Annotated in this window: 26 protein-coding genes; 4 read left to right on the forward strand and 22 right to left on the reverse strand. The window is 76.2% G+C overall.

Going from position 1 to position 25,139, the window contains the following annotated elements; all coding sequences use genetic code 11:
• Positions 1-7: 7 nt before the first annotated feature.
• The 3 genes from GOBS_RS22325 to GOBS_RS22335 form a co-directional block, all read right to left on the reverse strand.
• Positions 8-370, reverse strand: coding sequence for an NADH-quinone oxidoreductase subunit A (locus GOBS_RS22325; protein ID WP_012950533.1), 363 nt, complete (start codon positions 368-370; stop codon positions 8-10).
• A gap of 43 nt (positions 371-413) precedes the next feature.
• Complete coding sequence (locus GOBS_RS22330) at positions 414-1,673, reverse strand: geranylgeranyl reductase family protein (protein WP_012950534.1); 1,260 nt, start codon at positions 1,671-1,673, stop codon at positions 414-416.
• A 266-nt stretch (positions 1,674-1,939) separates the two neighbouring features.
• Positions 1,940-2,716 (reverse strand): demethylmenaquinone methyltransferase, encoded by a 777-nt coding sequence (locus GOBS_RS22335; protein ID WP_012950535.1) that lies wholly within the window; start codon positions 2,714-2,716, stop codon positions 1,940-1,942.
• 35 nt (positions 2,717-2,751) lie between these two features.
• On the opposite strand from GOBS_RS22335, the gene GOBS_RS22340 reads away from it, so the two are divergent.
• Positions 2,752-4,026 (forward strand): isochorismate synthase, encoded by a 1,275-nt coding sequence (locus GOBS_RS22340; protein WP_012950536.1) that lies wholly within the window; start codon positions 2,752-2,754, stop codon positions 4,024-4,026.
• A 199-nt stretch (positions 4,027-4,225) separates the two neighbouring features.
• Here GOBS_RS22340 and menD read toward each other — a convergent pair whose 3' ends face one another.
• Both menD and GOBS_RS22350 read right to left on the reverse strand, forming a co-directional pair.
• Positions 4,226-5,905: a 2-succinyl-5-enolpyruvyl-6-hydroxy-3-cyclohexene-1-carboxylic-acid synthase gene (gene menD / locus GOBS_RS22345; protein WP_012950537.1), complete on the reverse strand. Its 1,680-nt coding sequence runs from the start codon at positions 5,903-5,905 to the stop codon at positions 4,226-4,228.
• Entirely contained in the window at positions 5,902-6,837 is a 936-nt protein-coding gene (locus GOBS_RS22350) for an o-succinylbenzoate synthase (RefSeq protein ID WP_012950538.1), read from the reverse strand. The genes menD and GOBS_RS22350 overlap by 4 nt, the downstream gene beginning before the upstream one ends.
• Positions 6,838-6,931: 94 nt before the next feature.
• Here GOBS_RS22350 and menE point away from each other — a divergent pair, with 94 nt between their 5' ends.
• Both menE and GOBS_RS22360 read left to right on the forward strand, forming a co-directional pair.
• Positions 6,932-8,092: an o-succinylbenzoate--CoA ligase gene (gene menE / locus GOBS_RS22355; RefSeq protein ID WP_012950539.1), complete on the forward strand. Its 1,161-nt coding sequence runs from the start codon at positions 6,932-6,934 to the stop codon at positions 8,090-8,092.
• A 2-nt stretch (positions 8,093-8,094) separates the two neighbouring features.
• The gene (locus GOBS_RS22360) at positions 8,095-8,964 is read left to right on the forward strand and encodes a 1,4-dihydroxy-2-naphthoate polyprenyltransferase (protein ID WP_012950540.1); all 870 of its coding nucleotides are present in this window, start codon (positions 8,095-8,097) and stop codon (positions 8,962-8,964) included.
• A 75-nt stretch (positions 8,965-9,039) separates the two neighbouring features.
• Here the strand turns inward: GOBS_RS22360 and GOBS_RS22365 are convergent, their stop codons facing one another.
• Both GOBS_RS22365 and GOBS_RS22370 read right to left on the reverse strand, forming a co-directional pair.
• Positions 9,040-9,357 (reverse strand): DUF4229 domain-containing protein, encoded by a 318-nt coding sequence (locus GOBS_RS22365; RefSeq protein WP_012950541.1) that lies wholly within the window; start codon positions 9,355-9,357, stop codon positions 9,040-9,042.
• Entirely contained in the window at positions 9,341-9,844 is a 504-nt protein-coding gene (locus GOBS_RS22370; RefSeq protein WP_012950542.1) for an Lrp/AsnC family transcriptional regulator, read from the reverse strand. Before GOBS_RS22370 ends, GOBS_RS22365 begins: the two co-directional genes overlap by 17 nt.
• A 47-nt stretch (positions 9,845-9,891) precedes the next feature.
• On the opposite strand from GOBS_RS22370, the gene GOBS_RS22375 reads away from it, so the two are divergent.
• Complete coding sequence (locus GOBS_RS22375) at positions 9,892-10,098, forward strand: hypothetical protein (protein WP_012950543.1); 207 nt, start codon at positions 9,892-9,894, stop codon at positions 10,096-10,098.
• 101 nt (positions 10,099-10,199) lie between these two features.
• Here the strand turns inward: GOBS_RS22375 and GOBS_RS22380 are convergent, their stop codons facing one another.
• The 15 genes from GOBS_RS22380 to GOBS_RS22450 all read right to left on the reverse strand — a co-directional run bounded on the left by GOBS_RS22380 (position 10,200) and on the right by GOBS_RS22450 (position 25,069).
• Entirely contained in the window at positions 10,200-10,436 is a 237-nt protein-coding gene (locus GOBS_RS22380) for a hypothetical protein (protein WP_041241627.1), read from the reverse strand.
• 156 nt (positions 10,437-10,592) lie between these two features.
• Positions 10,593-11,522: a c-type cytochrome biogenesis protein CcsB gene (gene ccsB / locus GOBS_RS22385; protein WP_012950545.1), complete on the reverse strand. Its 930-nt coding sequence runs from the start codon at positions 11,520-11,522 to the stop codon at positions 10,593-10,595.
• On the reverse strand, positions 11,512-13,188 hold the full coding sequence (gene resB, locus GOBS_RS22390; RefSeq protein WP_012950546.1) for a cytochrome c biogenesis protein ResB: 1,677 nt from the start codon (positions 13,186-13,188) through the stop codon (positions 11,512-11,514). Before resB ends, ccsB begins: the two co-directional genes overlap by 11 nt.
• Complete coding sequence (locus tag GOBS_RS22395; protein ID WP_012950547.1) at positions 13,185-14,003, reverse strand: cytochrome c biogenesis CcdA family protein; 819 nt, start codon at positions 14,001-14,003, stop codon at positions 13,185-13,187. Before GOBS_RS22395 ends, resB begins: the two co-directional genes overlap by 4 nt.
• Positions 14,003-14,578: a TlpA family protein disulfide reductase gene (locus tag GOBS_RS22400; protein ID WP_012950548.1), complete on the reverse strand. Its 576-nt coding sequence runs from the start codon at positions 14,576-14,578 to the stop codon at positions 14,003-14,005. Before GOBS_RS22400 ends, GOBS_RS22395 begins: the two co-directional genes overlap by 1 nt.
• Entirely contained in the window at positions 14,575-15,210 is a 636-nt protein-coding gene (locus GOBS_RS22405) for a histidine phosphatase family protein (protein ID WP_012950549.1), read from the reverse strand. The genes GOBS_RS22400 and GOBS_RS22405 overlap by 4 nt, the downstream gene beginning before the upstream one ends.
• Positions 15,210-16,595, reverse strand: coding sequence for a glutamate-1-semialdehyde 2,1-aminomutase (gene hemL, locus GOBS_RS22410; protein WP_012950550.1), 1,386 nt, complete (start codon positions 16,593-16,595; stop codon positions 15,210-15,212). The genes GOBS_RS22405 and hemL overlap by 1 nt, the downstream gene beginning before the upstream one ends.
• Positions 16,592-17,083 (reverse strand): hypothetical protein, encoded by a 492-nt coding sequence (locus GOBS_RS22415; RefSeq protein WP_012950551.1) that lies wholly within the window; start codon positions 17,081-17,083, stop codon positions 16,592-16,594. Before GOBS_RS22415 ends, hemL begins: the two co-directional genes overlap by 4 nt.
• Positions 17,080-18,114 carry a porphobilinogen synthase gene (gene hemB / locus GOBS_RS22420; RefSeq protein WP_012950552.1) on the reverse strand — a complete coding sequence of 345 codons (1,035 nt, stop codon included), beginning with the start codon at positions 18,112-18,114 and terminating at the stop codon, positions 17,080-17,082. Before hemB ends, GOBS_RS22415 begins: the two co-directional genes overlap by 4 nt.
• Positions 18,111-19,661, reverse strand: coding sequence for a uroporphyrinogen-III synthase (locus tag GOBS_RS22425; RefSeq protein ID WP_012950553.1), 1,551 nt, complete (start codon positions 19,659-19,661; stop codon positions 18,111-18,113). Before GOBS_RS22425 ends, hemB begins: the two co-directional genes overlap by 4 nt.
• An 85-nt stretch (positions 19,662-19,746) precedes the next feature.
• On the reverse strand, positions 19,747-20,685 hold the full coding sequence (gene hemC / locus GOBS_RS22430; RefSeq protein WP_012950554.1) for a hydroxymethylbilane synthase: 939 nt from the start codon (positions 20,683-20,685) through the stop codon (positions 19,747-19,749).
• Positions 20,682-22,058 (reverse strand): glutamyl-tRNA reductase, encoded by a 1,377-nt coding sequence (locus tag GOBS_RS22435; RefSeq protein ID WP_012950555.1) that lies wholly within the window; start codon positions 22,056-22,058, stop codon positions 20,682-20,684. The genes hemC and GOBS_RS22435 overlap by 4 nt, the downstream gene beginning before the upstream one ends.
• A gap of 73 nt (positions 22,059-22,131) precedes the next feature.
• Positions 22,132-22,797 (reverse strand): redox-sensing transcriptional repressor Rex, encoded by a 666-nt coding sequence (locus GOBS_RS22440; protein ID WP_012950556.1) that lies wholly within the window; start codon positions 22,795-22,797, stop codon positions 22,132-22,134.
• Between the two features lie 477 nt (positions 22,798-23,274).
• Positions 23,275-23,523 carry a glutaredoxin family protein gene (locus GOBS_RS22445; protein ID WP_012950557.1) on the reverse strand — a complete coding sequence of 83 codons (249 nt, stop codon included), beginning with the start codon at positions 23,521-23,523 and terminating at the stop codon, positions 23,275-23,277.
• Positions 23,513-25,069: an AMP-binding protein gene (locus GOBS_RS22450; protein WP_012950558.1), complete on the reverse strand. Its 1,557-nt coding sequence runs from the start codon at positions 25,067-25,069 to the stop codon at positions 23,513-23,515. Before GOBS_RS22450 ends, GOBS_RS22445 begins: the two co-directional genes overlap by 11 nt.
• Positions 25,070-25,139 lie beyond the last annotated feature (70 nt).

Below are 25,139 nucleotides of genomic sequence, written 5' to 3' on the forward strand. Positions count from 1 at the left end.
CAGCTCCTCAATCCCACTCGAGCCCGCCGCGCCGCCACTCGTAGGCATAAGCGATGAAGACGGTGCCGATGAACACGACCATCGCGAACAACCCCCACAGCCCCAGCGCGTCGTTGGCGACTGCCCACGGGTAGAGGAAGACGACCTCGATGTCGAAGACGATGAACAACATGGCGGTCAGGTAGAACTTGACCGGGAAGCGGCCGCCGGTGAGCGGCTGGTCCACCGGCTCGATGCCGCACTCGTAGGCGGCCAGCTTGGCCCGGTTGTACCGGCGGGGGCCCATGAACGGCGCGACCGTCACGGAGAACAGCGCGAAGGCCGCGGCCAGGGCGAACAGGCCGACGATCGGGACGTACTGCGAGAGCACCAGCGCCTACCTCTCGTCGTGGGTCGGGTCGGGAGCGGTCACGTCAGACCGCCGGGGCCAGTCGGGTCAGGACGGCGACGGCGCGGTCGAACCGGTCGCCGTCCCGGCCGTCGGAGAGGTTGCCCATCAGCCGCAGCGCCCGGGCCACCAGCGCCGGCCGCTTCAGGCCGTGCGCGGTCGCGAAGCGGACCAGGTCCGGCCGGGCCAGCAGCGCCAGGAAGCCGGTGCCCAGCCGGTGGTGGCGCCCGTACTCCTCGCGCAGCCGGGCCGGGTACCGGCGCAGCACCGCCTCCCGCGCGAGCCCCTCCGGTGCGGCCAGGCCCGCCACGGCGGTCTCGGCGGCCATCCGGCCGGTCTCCAGCGCATAGCTGATGCCCTCGCCGTTGAACGGGTTGACGGTGCCCGCGGCGTCGCCGGCCAGGAGCAGCCCGCGGGTGTAGGCAGGCCCGCGGTGCAGCGCCATCGGCAGGCCCGCACCGCGCAGCGGGGTGACCGCGTGCTCCTCGCCGAGCTGCCACTCGGCCGGCAGGGTGGCCAGCCACTCGCGCAGCACCGCCCGCGGCTCGGCACCGGTGCCGCGGCGGGTGTCGAGCAGGCCGAAGCCGACGTTGCTGGTGCCGTCGCCCATGCCGAACGCCCAGCCGTAGCCGGGCATCGAGTCCGCGCTCGGGCCGCCGGTGGACAGGTCGAAGGAGATGTCGAGGTACTCGTCGTCCGTGCGCGGGGAGGAGACGTACCGGCGGACGGCGACGCCGAGCGGCCGGTCCTCCCGCCGCAGCAGGCCCAGTGCCTTGGCCAGCCGCCCGGAGAGGCCCTCGGCGGAGACCACCAGCGGCGCGTGCCAGGTGGCCGGCGCCCGGTCCGGGCCCTCCTCGGCGTGCACCCCGGCGACCCGGCCGGCGTCGTCCAGCAGCGGGCCGGTGACCGTGACCTCCTGCACCAGCCGGGCGCCGGCCGCGACGGCGTGGTCGGCCAGCCGGGCGTCGAGGTCGCGGCGACCGCGGATCAGGCCGTACGACGGCCAGCGGTCCAGGACCGGCCAGTCGACCTCGACCACCCGGCCGCCGCCGGTGACCCGCAGGCCCTTGTGGCGGACCCAGCCGGTGGTGTCGACGCCCATGTCGTCGAGCGCCTTGACCCCGCGCGGGGTCAGCCCGTCGCCGCAGACCTTCTCGCGGGGCAGCCGGGCCTTCTCCAGGACGGCGACGTCGAGGCCGGCCCGGGCGAGGTGCCACGCGGCCGAGGAGCCCGCCGGGCCGGCACCGACGACGAGCACGTCGGCCCGCCGGTCGCCGTCGTCCACCTCGGCCCCCTCCGTTCGAGTTTCCCGACCACTTTGTGAATTGCTTCACAAGGTGGCCCGGTCACCACTCTAGGCCGGGGTGTGAGCTTGGTGACAAGTGGGCACCTGGGATTGGTACGTCACGGTTCCGTCTCGTCCCACCCGCCCCACGCCTCGGCCCCCTCCCGGGTACCGCTCCGAGCGTGCGAGGGGTGGACCAAGGACCCCCTTGCCCCCCACCACTCGCGAGCTCGCGGCGGGGCCCTGCAAGCGGGCCGGGTCCTCGTTCAGCCGAGCGGCTTGCGGCCGCGGTGCAACGCCACGATGCCGCCGGTGAGGTCGCGCCAGGCGACGTCGGCCCAGCCGGCGCTCTGCAGCCGGGCGGCCAGCGCCGGCTGGTCGGGCCAGGCCCGGATCGACTCGGCCAGGTAGACGTAGGCGTCGGGGTTGCTGCTGACCGCGCGGGCGATCCGCGGCAGCGCCCGCATCAGGTACTCGGTGTAGACGGTGCGGAACGGCGCCCAGGTGGGGCTGGAGAACTCGCAGACCACCAGCGTGCCGCCGGGGCGGGTGACCCGGGTGAACTCACGCAGCGCGGCGTCGGGGTCGGCGACGTTGCGCAGGCCGAAGGAGATGACCACGCCGTCGACGCTCTCGTCGGCCAGCGGCAGTGCCGTGGCGTCGCCGGCCACCTTGGGCACCGGCCGGGCCGCGCCCGCGCGCAGCATCCCCTGGGAGAAGTCGCAGGCGATGGCGTGCACGCCGCCGGCGGACAGCTCGACGGTGGAGACCGCCGTCCCGGCGGCGACGTCGAGCACGGTCTGGCCTGGTCGGGCACCCAGGGCCTCGCGGGTGGCCCGCCGCCAGGAGGCGTCGAGGCCCCCGGAGAGGACCGTGTTGGTGACGTCGTAGCGCTCGGCGACCCGGTCGAACATGGCCGCGACCTCGGCCGGCCGCTTGTCCAGACCGGCCCGGAGTGGGAGGGCCCCCTCCTCCCCACTGCTCGCGGGCTCGCGCCGGGCCCCGGGAGGGGGCCTGTGTGCGCTGTCTCGCCGATCTCCCACGACGGCGACGCTACCGGGCTGCCTACTCTGGGCTGGTGAGCGTGGCAGCAGTGACCACCCCTGGTGCGGTCACGCCCGTCGTCACGACCACCCCGCTGCTCGAACCCCCCGCGCTGCTCGACCTGCTGCCGGCCGCCGGCGCCCTGTCCTGGGTGCGCCGCGGAGAGGGCCTGGTCGGCTGGGGCGAGGCGGCCCGCCTGGAGGTCACCGGCCCGCGGGCGCTGGCCGAGGCGGCCGCGTGGTGGGAGGCCCACAGCGCCGGTCTCGACGTCGACGACCGGGCCGGGGTGCCCGGCTCCGGGCCGGTCGTGTTCGCCAGCATCGCCTTCGACCCGGCCGCCGGGACGTCGGTGTTCGTCGTCCCCGAGGTCATCGTCGGCCGGCGGGACGGCCTGACCTGGATGACCACCACCGGGGACGCCGACCCTGCCGACGTGCTGTCCGCCGCGCCCGCGACCGCGCCGTCCGCGCTGGGGCGGCTGCGCTACGCCGACGGCGCCCTCGACCCGGCCTCGTGGTGCGCGACGGTGGCCGCGGCCGTCGACCGGATCGACGCCGGCGAGCTGGCCAAGGTGGTGCTGGCCCGCGACCTGCTGGTGACCGCCGACGCGCCGCTGGACCCCCGCGCGCTGCTCGCCCGGCTCGCCACCCGCTTCCCCGACTGCTGGACCTTCGCCGTCGACGGCCTGCTCGGTGCGACGCCGGAGCTGCTGCTGCGCCGGACCGGCCGGCAGCTGTCCTCGCGGGTGCTCGCCGGGACCGCCCCCCGCGGCGCCGGTGCCGACGACGAGCGGCTGGCCGCCGGCCTGCTGGCCTCGGCCAAGGACCGCGCCGAGCACGCCCTCGCTGTCGAGTCGCTGGTGCGCGCGCTGGAGCCCTACTGCACGACGCTCACCGCGCCCGACGAGCCGGAGCTGCTGACGCTGGCCAACGTGCGGCACCTGGCCACCGACGTCACCGGCGTCCAGCGCCGCGGTGGCGCCCGCGGCTCCGCCGGGCTGCTCGAGCTGGTCGGCGCGGTGCACCCGACGGCCGCGGTCTGCGGCACCCCGACCGCCGCCGCTGCCGCGGTGATCGGCGAGCTGGAGGGCATGGACCGCGGCCGCTACGCCGGCCCGGTCGGCTGGGTGGACGCCCGCGGGGACGGCGAGTTCGGGCTGGCGCTGCGCTGCGCCGAGCTGTCCGACGGGGACCCGGCCTCGGCGCGGCTGTTCGCCGGCTGTGGCATCGTCGCCGGCTCCGACCCGGCCGCCGAGCTGGCCGAGACCCAGGCGAAGTTCGCCGCCTTCCAGGCCGCGCTGGAGAGCTGAGCCGGGCTCGTCCGCACGGGGCGTCCGAGCTCCGCAGGCGACGACCTCCTCCCCGGAGGGTCGTGCTCTGCCCAGCATCGTGGGCGGAGCACGACCCTCCGCGGACGAAGACCTGCTGGGCGGCGGTGCAGTCGCGCGTCCGAAGCCGTCGTGGGCCACGATGCCGCCCGGGTCGACGGCCGGCTGCGCTGAGGCGTCCTCAGGCTCCGTCCAGCGCCTCGGCGGCGGCCGAGCGCAGCCGGGCCGCCAGCTCCGCCTCGGCGCGCTGGTCGGTGCGGACGACGACCACCCGGGGTCCGCCCGCAGCGACGGCGTCCCGGAGGTCGGCCGAGGACGACACCCGCTCCGCCGGCCACCCCAGCGCCTCCGCGACGGCGACCAGGTCGCGGCCGTGCGGCGTGCCGAACACCCGCCGGTAGCCGGCCTCGTACCGCGGCTGCCCGGGCTCCAGCTGGGCGAAGATGCCACCGCCGTCGTTGTCCGGGACGACGAGGGTGAGGTCCGGTCGGGGCTCACCCTCCCCGACCAGCAGACCCTGCAGGTCGTGCAGGAACGTGAGGTCGCCGAGCAGCGCGAACGCCCGGCCCCCGTGCACGCGGGCCGCGCCGACCGCGGTGGAGACCGTCCCGTCGATGCCGGCGACGCCGCGGTTGGCGAGCACGGTGAGCTCCGGGCGCGGGACGGCCAGCCGGTCGACGTCGCGCACCGGGGTCGACGAGCCGAGCACCAGCAGCGCACCGTCGGGCAGGGCGGCGACCAGGTAGCGGGCGAGCAGCCCGGCGGTCAGCCCGGGCAGCGCGTCGAGCACGCCGTCGACCGCCGTCCCCAGCCGGCCGGCGGCCGTGCACCACGCCGTGCGCCACGCCGCATCGGCCGGGACGCCGGCGGCCGGCAGCCCGCCCACCCAGGTCGTCGAGCGGCCGGCATCGGGCCAGTTCGGGGCGGCTGACACGGTCTCCACCCGGACGGCGGGGTCGGCGAGCAGCGTCGAGACCGGCCGGGACAGCGTCGGCCGGCCGACCACCAGCACCCGGTCGGGCCGGTGGTCGGCCAGCCAGCCGGGCACCCCGAGCAGCAGCGCACCGCCGCGCACGGATCCCGCCCAGGCGCCGCTCGACGGCTCGGCGACCACCGGCCAGCCCTGCACGCCGGCCAGCTCGGCCGCCGCCCGGCCCAGCGCGGGCGGCGCGTCGCCGACGACGACGAGGGTGCGCGCCGGGCCGGTGTCGGCCGGCCGCGGCGGTGCGGACACCGAGCCGTCGGTCCACGGGGCGCCGTCCGGCCGGCCTGACCACGGGCCGGTGGTCCGCACGCCGGCGTCCTCGGGCAGCAGCGGCTCGCGGAACGGCAGGTTGAGGTGCACCGGCCCCGGGTCGCCGGAGAGCCCGCCGCGCGCGGTCAGCAGCGCCTTGGCCACCAGCGAGCGCCAGTAGCGGTTCTGCGCCTGCTCACGGCCGGTCTCTGGCACGCCGACGTCGACCGCCGCCCGCACCGCCCCGCCGTAGAGACCGGGCTGCGCGATGGTCTGGTTGGCACCGGTGCCGCGCAGCTCCGGCGGCCGGTCGGCGGTCAGCGCCAGCAGCGGCACCCCGGCGGCGTCGGCCTCCAGCACGGCGGCGTGCAGGTGCGCGGTCGCCGTCCCGGAGGTGGTGAGCACCGGCACCGGCCGCCCGGACGCCTTGGCCAGGCCGAGCGCGAGGAAGGCCGCCGTCCGCTCGTCGATGCGCACGTGCAGGGTCAGCCGGCCGTCCCGCTCGGCGTCGGCCAGCGCCAGCGCGACCGGCGCCGAGCGGGAGCCGGGCGCCACCACGGCGTCGGTGACCCCGCCGCGGACCAGCTCGTCGACGAGCACCCGGGCGAGGGCGGTGGAGGGGTTCACCCGCGCACCGCGTCCAGCCGCGCCCGCCAGCGCGCCTCGACCTCCGGGCCGGCGGCGACGTCGGCCAGCCGGTCGGGCGTCACGGCGCGCACCGGGAGCGCGCCGTCGACCGGCACCAGCGGGTCGCTGGTGACGTCGCCGTCCAGCAGCGCGACGGTGGCCAGCCCGCAGGCGAACGGCAGTTCCGGCAGCGCGGCGGCCAGCGCCACCCCCGCGGCGATCCCGACCGAGGACTCCAGCGCCGAGGAGACGACGCACGGCAGGCCGTGCGCCCCGGCCACCTCGAGCGCCGCCCGCACGCCGCCGAGCGGCTGCACCTTGAGGACGACGACGTCCGCCGCCTCGCGCAGGTCCACCCGCAGCGGATCGGCCGAGCGCCGGACCACCTCGTCGGCGGCGATCCGGACGTCGACCCGGCGGCGCAGCGCGGCCAGCTCCGCCAGCGAGGCGACCGGCTGCTCGACGTACTCCAGGCCGACCCGGTCGAGCTCGCGGATGCGGGTGGCGGCGGTGTCGACGTCCCAGGCGGCGTTCGCGTCGACCCGGATCGCGCCGTCCGGGCCGAGGGCGTCGCGCACCGCCTCGACACGGGCCACGTCGTCGACGGACGTCTGGCCCGGCTCGGCGACCTTGACCTTCGCCGTCCGGCAGCCCGAGGCGGTCACGATCGCGTGCGCCCGATCGGGGTCGACGGCGGGCACGGTCACGTTCACCGGCACGGTGTCACGTAGCGGCGCCGGCCACCCGGCGCAGGCGGCCTCGACCGCTGCGGCCCACCAGCGGCGGCTCTCGGGGACGTCGTAATCCCAGAACGGGGAGAACTCGCCCCAGCCGGCCGGGCCCTGCACGAGCACGCCGTCGCGGACGTCGATGCCGCGGAACCGGGTCCGCATCGGCACCGACCAGACCCGCGCGCCGTCGGTGTCGATCACGTGGCCTCCTCGTCGGCGCTCGTCGACCACGTGTCGTCGATGCTCTGCCCGTGCGTGACCAGCGTAGATCGGCCGCGCAGTAGCCTCGGACCTCGTGCCCAGGCACCTCACCACCGTGCCCGCGCCGGCCGATCCCCTCGCGCTCCTGCCTCAGCTGCGCGCCGCCCTGGACGGCACGGCGCCGCTCGCGGTGCTGCCCGCAGGTCCGCCGCCCGCCGTCGAGGCCGCCTGGGCGGTGCTGCGCCCGGAGGTGCCCCTGGAGGACGACGCGGACCTCGTCGTCGTCACCTCCGGGTCGACCGGTGGCGGCCGCGGCGTGCTGCTGTCGGCGGCCGCGGTGCGCGCGTCGGGCGAGGCCACGCTGCGCTGGCTCGGAGGACCGGGCGCCTGGCTGCTCGCGCTGCCGGTCTCGGCGATCGCCGGCCTGCAGGTGCTCTGCCGCTCGGTCCTGGGCGGCACCGACCCGACCGTGCTCGCCTCCGGGGAGCCGCTGGCCGCCGCCGTCGCCCGCATGCCGGCCGGCCGGCGCTACACCGCGTTGGTGCCCACCCAGCTGCGCCGGTACCTCGATGCCGAACCCGCCGCGCTGCGCGCGTTCGACGGGGTGCTCGTCGGCGGCGCGGCCACCGACCCGGCGCTGCTGGCCGGCGCCCGCGACGCGGGCGTCTCCGTCGTGACCACCTACGGGATGACCGAGACCGCCGGCGGCTGCGTGTACGACGGCGAGCCGTTGGACGGCGTGCGGGTGCGCGTCGCCGACGCTGGGGACGCCGCAGGACCCGGCGGTGTGGGCATCGAGCTCGCCGGGCCGGTGCTCGCGACCGGCTACCGGCTCGACCCCGAGGGCACCGGGGCCGCGTTCGCCGGCGGCTGGTTCCGCACCCGGGACGCCGGGGCCCTCGACGACGCCGGCCGGCTGGTCGTGCACGGTCGGCTGGACGACGTCGTGGTCACCGGCGGGGTCAACGTCGCGCCCCAGGCCGTCGAGGCCGTGCTGCGCCGGCACCCGGACGTCGTCGACGCCGTCGTCTTCGGCCGGCCGGACGACAAGTGGGGCCAGCGGGTCGTCGCGGCCGTCGTGCCGGCACCCGGCGCGGAGCCCGACCTCGCCGCGCTGCGTCCGTGGGTCACCGCGCGGCTGGGCGGCGCCGCCGCACCGCGGGAGCTGCACCGCATCTCCACCGTCCCGACCCTGCACACCGGCAAGCCCGATCGCCGCGGAGTCGCCGCCGCGGTCCCCGACGAGAGGTCCTGACCGTGGCCACCCCCGCCCAGTGGCTGGCCGGCGCCCGCCCCCGCACACTGCCCGCGGCCCTCGCCCCCGTGCTCGTGGGCACCGGCGCCGCCGCGGCCCTCGACGGCTTCCGGCCGTTGACCGCGCTGCTGGCCCTGCTGGTCGCCCTCGCGCTGCAGGTGGCGGTCAACTACGCCAACGACTACTCCGACGGGGTGCGCGGCAGCGACGCCGTCCGGGTGGGCCCGATGCGGCTGGTCGGCTCGGGGGCGGCGACCCCGCGGCAGGTGCTCGGCGCCGCGCTGGTCTCCTTCGCCGTCGCCGGGCTCGCCGGGCTGGCGCTGGCGGCGCTGTCGAACTGGTGGCTGGTCGCGGTCGGCGCGGCCTGCATCGCCGCCGCCTGGACCTACACCGGCGGCCCGCTCCCCTACGGCTACCGGGCGCTGGGCGAGGTGTTCGTCTTCGTCTTCTTCGGCCCGGTCGCCGTCGTGGGGACGACGTTCGTGCAGACCGGCTCGGTCGACGGGTTGGCCGTCACGGCCTCGGTCCCGATCGGCCTGCTGTCGGTGGCGCTGCTGGTGGTGAACAACCTGCGCGACATCGAGGGCGACGCGGCCGTAGGCAAGCGCACGCTGGCCGTGCTGCTGGGCGACCGCGGCACCCGGATCGCCTTCACGGCGCTGCCGGCGGTGGCGTTCGCGGTCGTCGTCGCGATCGGGGCGACCCGGCCCTGGGCCCTGCTGGCGCTGCTCGCCGTCCCGCTGGCCGTGCCGCCCGTGCGCACCGTGCTCTCCGGCGGGCGCGGACCGGCGTTGATCGCGGCACTGCAGGGCACCGGCCTGCTCACCCTGGTCACCGGCGTGCTGCTGGGCGCTGGGCTGGCCCTCAGCTGACCGAGGCCCCGCTGCAGGGTCCCATCGCGAGCCTGCGAGTGATGGGGGGCAGCGGGGTCCTTCAACCGGAGCCGCTCAGGCGCCGTCGCCGGTGAGACGGGCCTCGCGCGCGGCCTTCGCCTGCTGACGGGCGACGCTGCGCGCGGCCAGGCCCTCGGTGAGCCGCTCGCGCGAGGACCGCAGCAGCAGGTACGAGACCGGCATCGACAGCAGCAGCCCGAACAGCGCGCCGGACCAGAAGTCCAGGCCCAGCATCCACAGCAGCAGGACCAGCGCGGCGGCGATCGCCAGCCGGCCGACCGTGTACACCGCCAGCCAGGGCGCGATCCGCGGCGGCGCCGCCGGCCCTCCGGTCGGCGCGCCCGGCACCGCCTGCTCAGCCCTCTCCGCCATGACGGCCCTCCCACTTGGTGCTCAGCACGACCGTCGTCCGCGTGCGGGCGACGCCTTTGATCCGGTTCAACGCGCTGATGGTGGTCTCCAGTGCCGCGATGTCGGTCACCCGGACCTTCAACACGTAGCCCTCGCTGCCGGCGACCCGCCAGCAGTCCTCGACCTCGGGCATCGCGGCCAGCGCCTCCTCGATGCCGGTCTCGTCGACCGAGTCGCTCTCGATGACACCGACCAGGGCGGTCACCCCCAGGCCCACCGCCGCCGGGTCCACCACCGCCCGGTAGCCGGTGATGACCCCGGCCGCCTCCAGCTTGCCGACCCGCTCGTGCACCGCCGGGGAGGAGAGACCGACCCGCCGGGCGAGCTCGGCGTAGCTCGCCCGGCCGTTGGCGCGCAGCAGGTCGATCAGCTGCTGGTCGACGGCGTCGATGGCGTGTCCCTCTCGGAGGTGCCGCGCTGGGTGTGCGGTCGAGTATCGCCCGCGCACGTACTGTGGAGCGGAGTCGGGCTCAATCGGCGAGGGGGTGGGCCGCCATGGCCTTCGTGGTGGTGCTGGTGGTGGCGATCGCCGTGGTGGCGCTGGTGCTGCGCGCGGCGGAGAAGGGCGGTCCCGGCGGGGTGCGCGCCCCCGAGCGGCCCCGGCCGCAGCGCGCCGTCCGCCCGGTGGCCCCGGACGACGACCCGGAGTTCCTGCGCGAGCTGGAGCGCCGCACCCGGCGCGACGACGGCTCGCCCGCGTAAGCGGCTCGACCACCCAGGCCCTCGACCACCCAGGCCCCGAGGGCTGCCCCGTCCCGGGTCCCCCCTGAGCCTGCGAAGGGTGGGGAGGACGGGGTCCTTCCTCAGGCGGCGCGGAAGAGGCGCCGCCACCCGCGGCGCTTCCCCGGCTGCTCGGCGTCCGGCACGGCCTGAGGCGCCTGGTCGGACATCCCACCGGGCCAGCCCAGACCCTCGTGCGTCGTCGACGTCCCGGGCCAGCCCAGACCGCTCTCGGTGCCCTCGGCACGCGCGTGGCCGTGCCGTCCGGCGGGGGCGTCCGCCGGACGCTGCGCGAGCGCGGCGGCGACGACGGGATCCACCGCGGCGCCCTCCAGAGCCGAGTGCCTACCCACGGGGAGCTCCCCTCCGGCGCGACATGGGGGCATGGAAGCACGGCTCCGCCCGGCGCGTCACCGACACGCCGCTCGACCGGTGATCGGTGTCACCTGGAGGGACGAGCGGGACGGGGTCCTTCGTCAGTCGAGCCCGCCGTAGCTGTGCAGGCCGGTCGAGACCATGTTGACGTAGAGCAGGTTGAACAGGACCACGGCGAAACCGACGACGTTGACCCACGCCGCCGGGCGTCCCCGCCAGCCGACGGTCGTCCGCGCGTGCAGGTAACCGGCGTAGACCACCCAGGAGATGAACATCCAGGTCTCCTTGGGGTCCCAGCCCCAGAAGCGGCCCCATGCGCTCTCCGCCCAGATGGCGCCGGCGATCATCGCGAACGTGTAGATGGGGAAGGCGAAGACGGCAGTGCGGTGGGCGACCCGGTCGAGCGTTCCGGCGCCCGGGAGCCGGGACAGGAACGAGCCGTCCGCACCGGCCTCCTGCCGGGACCGCAGCAGATAGAGCACGCTGGCGATCCCGCTGACGAAGAAGAGGCCCGAGCCGAGGATCGCGCTGGACACGTGCACGGCCAGCCAGCTGGAGCGCAGCGCGGCGACCAGCGGCCCGGTCTCGGTGTAGAGGAACAGCCCGATCGCGACGAGCGAGATCACCACCGGCGCCAGCACGAAGGCGCCGATGTCGCGGACGGCCGGGATCCGTGTCGCGAGCACCAGGTAGGCAACCACGCCGACGAGGACCACGGCGGTGGCGAATTCGTACATGTTGCCCCAGGGCAGCCGGTCGGCGGCCATCCCGCGGGTGATCAGCACGCCGGCGTGCGCGGCGGCGCCGAGGACGGTGACCGCCAGCCCGGCGAGCCCCCAGCGGTCGCTTCGGAGCGGGGCGGCAGGCGCACTCGAGTCCGCCCCCCCGGAACCGGTGGGGACCAGCTCCCTGGCCGGCCGCCGGCCGAACGCCAGCTGCGCCGAGAACGCCACGACGGCGACCGAGTAGAGCGCGACGGCGATCGAGAACAGCCTGTCCGACAGCTCGGCCAGCGACGGGTCAACGGTCACGCGGGGAGACCTCCGGTTCCGGTGCGGCCCCGCCGGACGGCGGGGCGGAGGGGGTCGGGGAACGCGCGTCGAGCGCGGCCCGCAGCTGCCCGGTGAGCTCGGCGAAGCGGGTGGCGCTCTCGCCGCCCCCCCGCGTCAGCGAGCCGACCGTCAGCACGGTACCGCCGCCGTCGGCAGCCGGACCGGCGCGGGCGAAGAAGCGCTCACGGCGCAGGAACAGCAGGGCGAGCAGCCCGACGAGCACGGAGATCGCGGCGGCGAGCACCCACACCTGCCCGGGGTCGTGGGAGAACTGCAACGCGGCGAACTGCGAGACGCCGGTGAAGGTGATCGCCGTCCCGTCAGGGAGGGTGAGCGTCTCGCCGACCGCCAGGTTGGCCCGGCCGACCTCGGCGAGCCGGCCGCGCTCGATCTGGCTGGCGTCGAGGGAGTAGACCGACTGCGGCAGGCCGGAGTCCAGGCCGAGGTAGCCCTGGTAGGCCAGCACCGCCACCTGCGGGTTCAGCGGCCGCGGGTCGATCGAGGTCAGGACGCCGCCCTGCATCAGCCCGGTCGGGGCGAAGAAGCCCTCGAGGGCCAGTTGGTCCTCCACGCCGGCGCCGAGGTCGGGCAGCTTGAGCGCGCCCTCGCTGGACATCGTGGTCTGGTCCGAGGGCAGGAACGGCGCCGAGACGTCGGTGAACGCCGTCCCGTCGGGCAGGGTGACGGTGAACCGCGGCGCGTAGCCGTGGCCGGTGACGTACACCCGGTCGCCGTCGAGCCGGAGCGGGTCGTTGACGCCGATGGTGGCGGGCTCCCCCTCCTCACCGGGGCCGCCGTAGCGGATGTCGGCGGTGTAGGAGGCCGCGGTCAGGTCCTCCTCGTACTCCGCGCGGAAGTCCTCGAGGTCGATGCAGAGCGGGCTGAGGTCACCACTGTCGACCAGCGCACCCGAGGAGTGGGTGTCGTACTGCTGGAAGGAGTTGCAGAAGCCCTGACCCTCGGTGACCAGGATGCTGCCCTCGTAGCCCCACAGCCTGCCGCCGGCCAGGCCGAGCAGCAGCGCCACCAGGGACAGGTGGAACAGGAGGTTGCCGGTCTCCTTCCAGAAGCCCTTCTCCGCGGAGAGCTCCGGGCCGGATGCCGCAGGACCCGGCGGGGTCGACGCGGCACCGTCCCGGCGGACGACGCGGAAGCGCCGCACCCGCAGCTCCTCCTCGACCACGTCGAGGGCGGCCGGGCCGGGCAGCGGGGTGGCGAGTTCACCGGAGTCGGGCAGCCGCTGCAGCCGGCGCGGCGCCGGCGGCGGAGCGGCCCGCAGCGCGCGGACGTGCTCGGCCAGCCGGGGGACGACGCAACCGATGAGCGAGACGAACAGCAGCAGGTAGACCGCGGCGAACCACGGCGAACCGAAGACGTCGAAGGCGTAGAACCGGTCGAGCACCGGCGCCAGCGTCGGGTGGTCGGCGAAGTACTGCCGGACGGCGTTCTGGTTCAGCGAGCGCTGCGGCAGCAGCGACCCCGGGATCGCCGCCAGCGCCAGCAGGAACAGCAGCACGATCGCCGTCCGCATCGCGGTGAGCCGGCGCCACCAGCGCAGCCACAGGCCCAGGGCGCGGGCACCCAGGGAGGGCCGGGCAGGGGGCGGCGGTGCCGCGGCCGGCCGCGGCGGGGCGACGGTGCTCACAGGACGCTCTCCGCGAAGCCGTTGGCAGCCAGCCAGCCCTGCAGCCAGCGCATCATCTCGGTCCAGGCGCCGGTGACCAGCAGCAGGCCGACGACGACGAGGACCGCGCCGCCGAACCGCGTGACCGCCTGCGCGTGCCGACGGAGGAACGACGTCGCGCCCATCGCCCAGCGGGCGCCGAGGGCGACCAGCACGAACGGCACGCCCAGGCCCAGGCAGTAGGCCAGCCCGAGCAGCGCCCCGCGTCCGGCGGTGGCCTGCTGGAAGGCGAGGTTCTGCACCGCGGCGAGCGTGGGACCCAGGCACGGCGTCCAGCCCAGCCCGAAGACGACGCCCAGCAGCGGCGCCCCTGCCAGCCCGGTCGCCGGGCGGAGGGCCACCCGCCTGGTGCGCTGCAGCAGCGGCAGCCAGCCGAGGAAGCCCAGCCCGACCAGCACGGTGACGACGCCCAGCCCCCGGGTGATCTCGTCGTTGTACTGCAGCAGCAGCCGGCCCAGGCCGCCGACCGCGGTGCTGATGGTGACGAAGACGGCGGTGAAGCCGAGCACGAACAGGACGGCGCCGAGCACCATCCGCCCGCGGGGCGACCGCTCGTCGGTGCGGACCACGGTCGCCGTGGAGCCACCGGACGCGACCGGGGCCGGGGCCGTCGTCCGGGCACCGGAGCCGACCAGCCCGGTGACGTAGGACAGGTAGCCGGGCACCAGCGGCAGCACGCACGGCGAGGCGAAGCTGACCAGCCCGACCAGCGCCGCGACGGCGGCGGCCACGAGCAGCGGGCCGTCGGTCACCAGGCCGCCGAAGGTCTCCCCCATCAGCCCTCCTCGGCCAGCAGCAGGTCGAGCACCGCGCGCAGGTCCTCCTGCGCGACCGCGCCGGTGTAGACCGCGGCCACCCGCCCCTGCGCGTCCAGCACGATGGTGGACGGGATGGCGTTGGCCGGGTAGTCCCGGAACGCCAGGGCCACCTCGCCCCGCGGGTCGTGCACCGAGGGGAACTCGATGCCGAAGCTGTCCTCGAACGCGCGGGCCAGCTGGTCGGTGTCCTTCACGTTGACGCCCAGGAACCGCACGCCCCGATCGCGCACCTCGGCGTAGACCTCCTGGAACTCCGGCGACTCCACCCGGCAGGGCGCGCACCAGGAACCCCAGAAGTTGACGACCGCGATGCCGCCGTCGAGCTCGGTGGAGTCGAAGTCGCCGCCGTCGAGCAGGGTGCCGGAGAACTCCGGCGCGGCGGCGCGCTCGCCGGACGGGATGACCTCGCCGGCCGGGGTGCCCTGGACGAAGCGGAACTCCCCGCCGTTGTTGACGTCGACGGCGCCGTCGCCGGTGGCGCAGCCGGTGAGCAGCAGCGCACCCACCAGCGCGCCGAGCAGACCTCGTCTCATGCGCCGGGTACCGCGTCGGGGTCGGTGGCGCCGGCGGGCTCGGCGTAGGAGATCCCGGCGACGCGGTCGCCGTCGTAGGTCACCGAGGTGACGCTGGCCAGGCCGCACTCCCGGCGGCGCGGGTCGTGCGTGTAGCGGCGTCCCTCCAGGTGCAGCCGCAGCGTCCAGATGGGCAGCTGGTGGCTGACGCAGACCGCGGCGGCACCGCGGGCGGCGTCCCGGGCGGACTCGACCGCGGCCAGCATCCGGGCGGCGATCTCGACGTAGGGCTCGCCCCAGGACGGGCGGAACGGGTTGCGCAGCTTCCACCAGTGCTGGGGGGAGCGCAGGGCGCCGTCCCCCACGCCGACCCGCAGTCCCTCGAAGGCGTTGCCGGCCTCGATCAGCCGGTCGTCCACCTCGATGGGCAGGTCGAGCTTGCCGGCGATCGGCGCGGCGGTCTGCTGCGCGCGCTCCAGCGGGCTGCTGACCACGCGGGTGATGCCCTTGTCGGACAGCCACTCCGCGGCGGCCAGCGCCATCGCCTCGCCGGTCTCCGACAGCAGGTAGCCCGGCAGCCGGCCGTACAGCACCTTCTCGGGGTTGAACACCTCGCCGTGGCGGAGCAGGTGGACGACGGTGGTCTCGGCCATCAGGTGCTCATCCCGCTGCGGGCGTCGGCCGGCTCCTCGGCCGGCGGGGCGGTGGCCGGCTCGACGGCGGCCGCGGCCCGGGCGGCGGCGGGCAGCGCGTCGAGCACCCGCTCGACGGCCTGGTCGTCGAGCGCGGCGCTGACGAACCACGACTCGAACGCCGACGGCGGCAGGTAGACGCCGCGCGCCAGCATCGCGTGGAAGAAGGCGGTGTAGCGGGCGGCGTCCTGCGAGCGGGCGTCGTCGTAGTTGCGCACCTGCCGCTCGTCGGGGACGAAGAACACCGAGAACATCGAGCCGGCCTGCTGCACGCGGTGCGGGACGCCGGCGGCGAACAGCGCGGCGCTGGCCGCCCCGCGCAGGGTGACGGCGACCTCGTCGCAGCGGGCGTACACCTCGTCGGTGCAGTGCCGCAGCGTGGCCAGGCCCGCGGCGACCGCGACCGGGTTCCCCGACAGCGTGCCGGCCTGGTAGACGGGCCCGACCGGGGCCAGGTGCTCCATGAGGTCGGCGCGGCCGCCGAAGGCCGCGGCCGGCAGCCCGCCGCCCATGACCTTGCCGAAGGTCATCAGGTCGGCGTCCACCGGGTCCAGCCCGTACCAGCCGGAGCGGGACACCCGGAACCCGGTCATGACCTCGTCGACGATCAGCAGCGCGCCGTGCGCGGCGGTGGTGCGGCGCAGCGCCTGGTTGAAGCCGTCCAGCGGCGGGACGACGCCCATGTTGCCGACCGCCGCCTCGGTGATGACCGCGGCGATCTCGCTGCCCCGCTCGGCGAAGACGGCCTCCACCGCGGCCGCGTCGTTGTAGGGCAGGACGACGGTGTCGGCGGCGGCGCCGGTGGTGACGCCGGGGGTGTCGGGCAGGCCGAGGGTCGCCACGCCGGAGCCGGCCGAGGCCAGCAGCGCGTCGACGTGGCCGTGGTAGCAGCCGGCGAACTTGACGACGAGCCGCCGGCCGGTGACGCCGCGGGCCAGCCGCACCGCCGAGAGCACCGCCTCGGTGCCGGAGTTGACCAGCCGCACCTCCTCCACCGGGGGCATCCGGCGGAGGATCTCCTCGGCCAGCTCGACCTCGCCCTCGGTCGGGGTGCCGAAGGTCAGGCCGCGGCGGGCGGCGGCGGTGACCGCCTCGACGACCGCCGGGTGGGCGTGGCCGAGGATCAGCGGCCCCCAGGAGGCGACGAGGTCGACGTAGCGGCGGCCGTCGGCGTCGGTGAGGTACGCGCCCTGACCCTGCGCCATGAAGCGAGGGGTGCCGCCGACGGCGCCGAAGGCACGCACCGGGGAGTTCACCCCGCCGGGGGTGACCCGCTGCGCGCGGGCGAAGAGGTCGGCCGACGCGGGGGCCTCGTAGGTGTACGGGCGGCTGTCCAGCGAGGTCACGACCCCAGTGTCCCCTTCCTCTCCGACGAGCCGCCGGGGACGTCCGACACAGCCCCGAGCAGGGCACGCGACAGCGCCGCGGGGTCGCGGGTGGGCACCAGCACGGTGCGCCCGTCCGTCGTCCGCAGCGGCAGCCCGGAGCGGCCGCGGGGCAGCGACCAGCCGCCGCCGAGCACCGGGGCGCCCGCGTCCACCCCCGCCGTCCCCTCCGCCACCGCGCGCAGGTGGGCGGCATCGACGTCGGCGAGCAGCACCCGCTCCCGGCCGACGGTGAGGGCCGGATCGGCGCCCCGGGCGTCCACCCGCACCGTCCAGGCCCGGCGGGTCATGAGCGTGTTCCCGGCCACGACGCCCAGGACTGCGCCGGCCAACCCCCAGGGCACGTCCGGCCCGGGCAGCACCAGGTCCAGGACGAGGACGAGCCCGAGGACCCCGGCGACCAACCAGAACGGCCGCCAGGAGCCCCCGGGCTCGACGTACGGACTCACCGGAGCCAGCGGGCCGCTTCCACCGCCCAGTAGGTCAGCACGGTGCCGGCACCGGCGCGACGGATGGCGGTGAGCGTCTCGAGGACGGCCCGCTGCCGGTCCACCCAGCCGTTGGCGGCGGCTGCCTCGAGCATCGCGTACTCGCCGCTGACCTGGTACGCGCTGACCGGGACGTCGACGGCGTCGGCGACCCGGGCGACGATGTCCAGGTAGGGCAGCGCCGGCTTGACCATGACCGCGTCGGCGCCCTCGGCGAGGTCCTGCGCCACCTCGCGCAGCGCCTCGTCGGCGTTGGGCGGGTCCATCTGGTAGGTCGAGCGGTCGCCGAACTGCGGCGCGCCCTCGGCCGCCTCGCGGAACGGGCCGTAGAAGCCCGAGGCGTACTTGGCGGCGTAGGCCAGGATCGGCGTCTCCTGGAAGGCCGCGCCGTCCAGCGCCCGCCGGATCGCCGCGACCTGGCCGTCCATCATCCCGCTGGGGGCGATGACGTGCGCACCGGCCTGGGCCTGGGCGATGGCGACGGCGGCGTATCGGTCCAGCGTCGGGTCGTTGTCGACGACCACTGCCCCGCCCTGCCCCCGGACCCCACCCTTGGCCGGGGTGATCAGCCCGCAGTGCCCGTGGTCGGTGTACTCGCACAGGCACAGGTCGGCCATGAGCACCAGCTCGTCGCCGAGGTCGGCGCGCAGCTGCTGCAGGGCGACGTTGACGATGCCGTCGGCGGCGTCGGCCTGGGAGCCAACCGCGTCCTTCTCCGACGGGATGCCGAAGAGGATCAGCCCGCCGATGCCGGCCTCGGCCGCCTCGTGCGCGGCCTTGCGCAGCGACTCGGTCGTGTGCTGGACGACGCCGGGCATCGAGCTGATCGGCTGCGGCTCGTCGATGCCCTCCTTGACGAACACCGGCAGCACCAGGTCGGCCGGGGCCAGCCGCGTCTGCGCGGTGAGCCGCCGCAGCGCGGGCGTCGACCGCAGCCGACGCCCGCGCGCGAAGCCACGGCTCGTCCCGCCCGCTCCAGCGCCTCCGGTCACTGCTCCTCGCCGCCCTCCGCCTCGCGCAGGGACAACGCGTGCTCGGCCAGCGCGTCCACCAGCGGGCCCACCGCGGCGGTCCCCGGCTGGACGTCCACCCGCAGGCCGAACTCCTGCGCGGTGGCCGCGGTCTGCGGGCCGATCACCGCCACGACGGTCTTGGCGTGCGGCTTGCCGGCGATGCCGACCAGGTTGCGCACGGTGCTCGACGAGGTGAAGCACACCGCGTCGAAGCCGCCGCCCTTGATGGCCTCGCGCACCGGGGCGGGCGGCGGGGCGGCCCGGACGGTGCGGTAGGCGGTGACGTCGTCGATCTCCCAGCCGCGCTCCTTGAGGCCCGCGGCGAGGGTCTCGGTGGCGATGTCGGCGCGGGGCAGCAGCACCCGGTCGATCGGGTCGAGCACGTCGTCGTACTCGGGGAAGTCGGCCAGCAGGCCCTCGCTGGACTGCTGCCCGGTGGGCACCAGCTCCGGCACGATGCCGAAGGCGCGCACGGCGTCGGCGGTGGACTCCCCGACGCAGGCGACCTTCACGCCGGCGAACGCGCGGGCGTCCAGGCCGAGCTCGACGAACTTCTCCCGCACGGCCTTCACCGCGTTCACCGAGGTGAAGACGATCCAGCCGTAGCGGCCGGTGACCAGGCCCTTGATGGCGCGGTCCATCTGCGCCGGGCTGCGCGGCGGCTCGACGGCGATCGTCGGCACCTCGACCGGGACGGCGCCGTAGGCACGCAGCCGGTCGCTCATCTCGCCGGCCTGGTCCTTGGTGCGCGGCACCAGCACCCGCCAGCCGAACAGCGGCCGGCTCTCCCACCAGGACAGCCGGGCGCGCTTGTCGACGGCCGACCCGACGGTGGCCACGACCGGGCCGCTGACGGCGTCCAGGCCGGCGGTCTTCTCGGCGACGGCGGCGAGCTTGGCCACCACGCTCCGCTGCCCGGTGCCCGAGCCGCCGGTGGTGACGACGACCGCGGTGCTGCCGGACAGGCCGCCCTCGACCAGCCGCGCGGCGGCGTCGGGGAGGTCCTCGGCGTTGCCCTGGAGCACCAGCGGCGCGTCCAGCCTCTTGGTCGCGGCGGCCAGCGCCGCCAGGTCGGCCTCGCCACCGCGCAGGTCCGCGGTCAGCGAGGTGCCACCGAGCGCGACGCCGGCGAACGCCGGGACGGCGGTCTGCGAGGCGACGCCGGGGACGACGTCGAAGCCGACCGAGGTGCGGCCCACGGCCAGCACCTCCTTGACCACGGCGTCGGAGGTGAACGGGTCGCCGGCGACCAGCCGGACGACGGTGCCGCCGGCCTTGGCGGCGGCCACGGCGGCCTTGGCGACCTCGGCCGGCTCCCCGGTCGCGGGGGTCAGCTCCAGCTCCGGCCGGTCGGCGCGGACGGCCTCGGCGATCGCCGGCGGGACGGCGGTGTCGACGAGGACGGTGTGCGCCTCGGCGAGCGCCGCGGTCGCCCGGGCGGTGAGCATCCCGGGGTCGCCCGGGCCGGCGCCGACGAAGACGACCGTGCCGGTCGCCCCGCCGTTCTGCTTGCGGAAGCGCGTCATCGCGTGCTCCTGGGTAGGGCCCTGACGGGCTGGTGTGCGGGGGTTCGGGAGGCCGGGGTCTGCTGCCCGGCCCGGGAGGTGCAGCTCACCGGGACGCCGCCATGAGCTCGGCGGCCCCCCGGTCGAGGAGTTCTGCGGCGAGCTCGCGGCCGAGCCGTTCGGCCTCGGGAGGCGGTCCGGTGATCGAGCCGCGGACGCCGTCGCTGCCGTCGAGCGCGGTGACCGAGGCGCGGAGGAACAGCTCGGGGCCGTCCTCACCCTCGGCGACCTCGGCGTAGGCGGCGACCGGCGCGCTGCAGCCGGCCTCCAGCGCCGCCAGCGTCGTCCGCTCGGCGACGACGCAGGCGCGGGTGGCGGCGTCGTCGAGGGCGGCGAGCAGCTGCCGGGTCCGCTCGTCGTTCCCGCGGCACTCCACGGCCAGCGCACCCTGCGCCGGCGCGGGGAGGACCTGCAGCGGGTCGAGCGTCTCGGTGACCGCCGACAGCCGCCCCAGCCGGGACAGCCCGGCGCGGGCCAGCACGACGGCGTCCAGGTCACCCGGCACGACGCGCGCCATGCGGGTGTCGACGTTGCCGCGGATCGGCACCACCTCGAGGCCGAGGCCCAGGGCGCGCAGCTGGGCGACGCGCCGCGGGGCGCCGGTGCCCACCCTCGCGCCTGCCGGCAGCTCGCCCAGGGTGAGGCCGTCGCGGGCGACCAGCGCGTCGCGCGGGTCCTCCCGGGGCGGGACGGCGGCGATGGTCAGCCCCGGCTCCGGCAGCGTCGGCAGGTCCTTGTAGCTGTGGACGGCGACGTCGACGGTGCCCTCGAGCAGCGCCTGCCGGATCGCCGTCACGAAGACACCCGTGCCGCCGAGCTGGGCGATCGCGACCGAGGAGCGGTCGCCCTCGGTGCTGATGTGCACCAGCTCGACCGGCACCCCGCTGGCCGCGGTGATGGCGTCGGCGACGGCCTGCGACTGGGTGGTCGCCAGCTGGCTGGCGCGGGTGCCCAGGCGGAGCGTGCCGATGGTGGTCGCCGTCATGCCGGGCCCCCCGGCCGCAGCTCGTCGGGGTCGACGGCGACCGCCTCGGCCAGGTTGGTGCGCGCCGGGAGGACCTCCGCGTCGATGCCCAGGCCGAACAGTGCCCGCAGCGCGTCGGCGTAGTCGACACCGCCGGGAGCGCTGGCCAGCTCCTTGACCCGCACGGTCGGCTCGTGCAGCAGCTTGTCGACGACGCGGCGCACGGTCCGGGCCACCTCGGCGCGGGCCCGGGCGTCGAGGTCGGGCACCCGCGTGGACAGCCGCAGCAGCTCCGCGTCGACGACCTCGGCGGCCTGGCTGCGCAGCGCGGAGACCGTCGGCGCCACCGCGGCGGCCTGCCGCTCGGCACGCAGCAGCGCGGTCTCGGCCTCGATGAGGGCGTGCGCCGCGGCGACGTCGTCCGCCGCCACCGGGCTGGTGGACGGGTGCCCGTCGGCACCCCGCTCGCCCTGCAGGAGGGCCAGGTCGACCACGTGCACGCCGGGCACCGCGGCCACGCCGGGGTCGACGTCCCGGGGCAGCGCCAGGTCGATGACGACCAGCGGCCGGTCCGGCCGGGCGGCCCCCATCCTGGCCCGCATCGCCCGGGCCACCACCTCGGTGCCGATGACGATGCCGCGCGCGCCGGTGCAGGTGACCAGCACGTCGGCGGCGGCGATCTCCGCGGGCAGGTCGGCGAGGTCGGCGACCCGGCCCTCGACGGACGTCGCCAGCCGCTGGGCGTGCGCGGGCGTGCGGCTGCTCACGGTCACGGCGGCGCCGCGGCGGGCCAGCGTGGTGGCGGCCAGCGCGCCCATAGAGCCGGCGCCGACGACGAGCACCGGACGCCCCTCCAGCGAGCCGATGCGCTCCTCGGCGCGGTCGAGCGAGACCGACACCAGCGAGGCTCCGGCCTTGTCGATCCCGGTCTCGGAGTGGACCCGCTTGCCGACCCGCAGCGCCCGCTGCGCGACCGGGTGCATGGCGCGGCCCACGGTGCCGTGCTCCCGGGCCAGCGCGTAGGCGTTGCGCAGCTGGCCGAGGACCTGGGTCTCGCCGACGACCATGGAGTCCAGGCCCGCGGCGACGGTGAACAGGTGCGCGACGGCCTGGTCCTCGTAGTGCACGGTGACGTACGGGGAGAGCTCCTCCACCGTGGCGCCCGCCTGACGGGCCAGCACCCGGCTGACGTCGGTGACACCGCCGTGGAACCGGTCCACCTCGGCGAAGACCTCGACCCGGTTGCAGGTCGCCAGCACGATCGCCTCGCTGACGTGGTCGCTGCCGACCAGCTCGTGCAGCGCCTTGACGGTGTCGTCGGCGCCCATCGCGAACTGCTCGAGCAGCGCCACGGGGGCCGTCTGGTGGCTGACACCCACGGCGAGCAGGCTCACGAGTCCTCCTCGCCGGCGCTCGTCGGACGCGTTCGCCGGGCTGCTGTGCCCCTGGGTGAGCTCGCGAGCTCGCTCACGCAGTCACCTCCACCGTCGTCGCGGTCGCGCCGCGCTGCTGGCCGAGGAACGCGAGTACCTGCAGTTCGACGGAGAGGTCGACCTGGCGGACGTCGACCCCCGCGGGCGCGGTCAGCGCCACCGGCGCGAAGTTCAAGATGCTCCTCACCCCGGCCGCGGTCAGCCGGTCGCAGACCGACTGGGCGACGTCGGCCGGTGTCGCGATGACCCCGATCGTGGCCGCGGTGGCGGCCACCACCTCGTCGAGCTCGGCCACCGGCCGCACCGGCTGGCCACCGATCCGCCGGCCGACGCGCTCGGGGGCGGCGTCGAAGAGGCCGACGAACCGGAACCCGCGACTGCCGAAGCCGGCGTAGTCGGCCAGGGCCGTGCCCAGGTTGCCGATCCCGACCAGCACGCAGGGGCGGGACTGCTCGACACCGAGGACCCGGGCGATGCGGTCGCGCAGCGTGGCCACCTCGTAGCCCACCCCGCGGACCCCGCAGGGACCCAGGTGCGAGAGGTCCTTGCGCAGCCCGGCCGGGTTGACGCCCGCCGCTGAGGCGAGCTCACCCGAGGACACGTTGCGGCGCCCGCCGTCGGCCAGACCGGCCAGCACTCGCAGGTACACGGCCAGGCGGGCGACGGTGGCCTCCGGGATCCGGGGCCGGGGTGGGGGCACGGGCCACTCCTCGCTGGCGCTCGTCGACCCCGTGCCCTGAGGAGCTGTGCCGTCGCACGACCTCGCAGGCTCGGTCATGTGGCACTCCACGGACGGTCGCGCTCGGAGGTCCGGCGGGTGCCGGAAGCGGTCGAACGACATCGGGGACCCGGGCGATCTGCCGCCCGGCGAACGCCACGGTAACCGCTTGTGAACGCAGGAACAAAGTCGCCGGGGGGGTACCAGGCCGCTCCCCAGCGCAGACGCGCACCGCTGTGGTGGAGACCATAGCAAGGACGCCCACGCCGCCCGCCACCCGCAGGCTCGCGGCGGGCCCCTGCACGGGGGCCGGTCGAGCGAGACCGATGCCGTCGTCGACCGACGCACTCCTGCGCCGTTGCACGCGCGTCCGCGCCGTTGCAGCAGCGCAGGCGCGCGGGGACAGCGCGGGAGCGCACGGGCCTGCCGCTGTCCGGGCGTCGGCCGCCGGCCCGCCTGCTACAGGCCGAGGTCCCGCCGCAGCCGGGGCACGTCGACGGTGAAGTAGGAGTGCTCCCGCCCGTCGAGCAGCACCACCGGCACGCGGTCGCCGTACTCGGCCTGCAGCTCCGGGTCGGCGTCCACGTCGACCGTGGTCACCGTCAGCCCGGCCTCCGCGGCGAGCCGGTCGACGGTCTCCGCGGCCACTGCGCACAGGTGGCAGTCGGCCCGGGTCAGCAGCTGCAGCCGAGGAGCGTCACCGGTCACCGTCGCCCCCGGCGGTCGGCTCCTCGTCGGCGCGGGCCAGACCCAGCTCGCGCAGCCGCGCCCGGCTGACCTTGCCGGTCAGCGAGTGCGGAAGCGCGGTCAGCACCTGCACCGACGTCGGCACCTTGTACCGGGCCAGGGACGCCGCCGCGTGCTCCCGCAGCTCCTCGAAGGCCAGCCGAGCCCCCGGGCGCAGCGCGACCACGGCGCGCACGGCGGCGCCGGTCCGCGGGTCGGGCACGCCGATGACCGCGCTCTCCGCGACCGCCGGGTGCGCGTCCAGCACCCGCTCCACCTCGGCGGGGTAGACGTTGAAGCCGCTGACCAGGACCAGGTCGCTGCGCCGGTCCACCAGGTGCAGGTCGCCGTCCTCGTCGGCGTAGGCGAGGTCGCCGGTGGCCAGCCAACCCTCGGCGTCCGGCCCGTCAACGCCGTCGGGCCAGTACCCGGAGAAGAGGTTGGCCCCGCGGACCCAGATCTCGCCGGGGCCGTCCTCGGCGAGGTCGCCGGGCGCCGACACCCCGTCGTCCTCCAGCGGCTCGTGCAGCGCGGTGTCGCGCAGCTGCAGCTCCACCCCCGGGATCGGGCCGCCGATGCACGTCGGCTTGGCCCGCCCGGTCGCCAGCGTGCTGGCCACCACCGGGCAGGCCTCGGTGAGCCCGTAGCCTTCCCACACGGGAACCGCGGCCCGCCGGCGCATCGCCGTCCAGACGTCCTCGGGCAGCGGTGCGGCGCCGGAGGTGGCAATGCGGACGGCGGCGAAGGCGCGGCGCAGGCCGGCGTCGGACCCGGCGGCGTCGGCGACGGCCAGCCAGGCCTGGTAGACGGGCGGGGCGCCCGGGATCGCGGTGACCTCCTCGCGCGCCATCACCTCCAGCGAGGTGACCGGGTCGAAGGACTCCACGAGCACCGCGCAGGCGCCGGTCGCCGCGACCAGGCCGAAGCCGGCGTTGAGGCCGTAGACGTGGAACAGCGGCAGCACCAGCAGCACGCGGTCGTCGGGCCGGACCGGCGAGGGGTCCAGCCGCAGGCACTGCTCCTGGTTGGCCCGCAGCGCGGCGGCCGACAGTATCGCGCCGCGCGGCCGGCCGGTGGTCCCGCTGGTGTAGGCGAGGAAGGCCAGGGAGTCGGGGGCCTCGGGCACCGCCGGTGGAGCGGCGTCGTCCGTCGGTGGCCCGGCGAGCACGGGCACGCCGGCCACCTGCGGCCGCTGCCCGGCCGCGACGAGCAGCGCCGCCCCGGAGTCGGTGAGCACGTACTCCAGCTCCGGGTCGGTGTAGGCGGTGTTGACCGGGACGACGACCAGCCCCGCGCGCAGGGCGCCCAGCGTCGCCCGCAGCCAGTCCACGCCGTTGCGCAGCTGGACGGCCACCCGCTCGCCCGGTGTCAGACCGCGTGCGGCGTACCCGGCGGCCACACGGTCGACCAGGGCGTCCAGCTCCCCCCAGCTCAGCCGCTGCTCGCCGGCCACGACCGCCGGCGCGTCCGCGCGGTCCCGCGCCGCCGCGCGCACCAGCACGGACAGCGAGCTACCGACGTCGGTCATGCACATCTCCTCCGGTGGAGCGCTCACGTCCACCCGCGGGAGGCCCCTCGGTCCGGCCGGGAACGGGGTG

This window comes from Geodermatophilus obscurus DSM 43160 (genome assembly GCF_000025345.1).
Taxonomy (GTDB): Bacteria; Actinomycetota; Actinomycetes; order Mycobacteriales; family Geodermatophilaceae; genus Geodermatophilus; species Geodermatophilus obscurus.

Bases quoted from the DNA above. Each gene is read 5' to 3' on its own strand.
- GOBS_RS22375 (WP_012950543.1), top strand. From the start codon at position 9,892: ATGGCCTTCGTGGTGGTGCTGGTGGTGGCGATCGCCGTGGTGGCGCTG.
- GOBS_RS22405 (WP_012950549.1), bottom strand. From the start codon at position 15,210: ATGGCCGAGACCACCGTCGTCCACCTGCTCCGCCACGGCGAGGTGTTC.
- GOBS_RS22425 (WP_012950553.1), bottom strand. From the start codon at position 19,661: ATGACGCGCTTCCGCAAGCAGAACGGCGGGGCGACCGGCACGGTCGTC.
- GOBS_RS22395 (WP_012950547.1), bottom strand. From the start codon at position 14,003: ATGGGGGAGACCTTCGGCGGCCTGGTGACCGACGGCCCGCTGCTCGTG.
- hemC (WP_012950554.1), bottom strand. From the start codon at position 20,685: ATGACGGCGACCACCATCGGCACGCTCCGCCTGGGCACCCGCGCCAGC.
- GOBS_RS22450 (WP_012950558.1), bottom strand. From the start codon at position 25,069: ATGACCGACGTCGGTAGCTCGCTGTCCGTGCTGGTGCGCGCGGCGGCG.
- GOBS_RS22365 (WP_012950541.1), bottom strand. From the start codon at position 9,357: ATGGCGGAGAGGGCTGAGCAGGCGGTGCCGGGCGCGCCGACCGGAGGG.
- GOBS_RS22400 (WP_012950548.1), bottom strand. From the start codon at position 14,578: ATGAGACGAGGTCTGCTCGGCGCGCTGGTGGGTGCGCTGCTGCTCACC.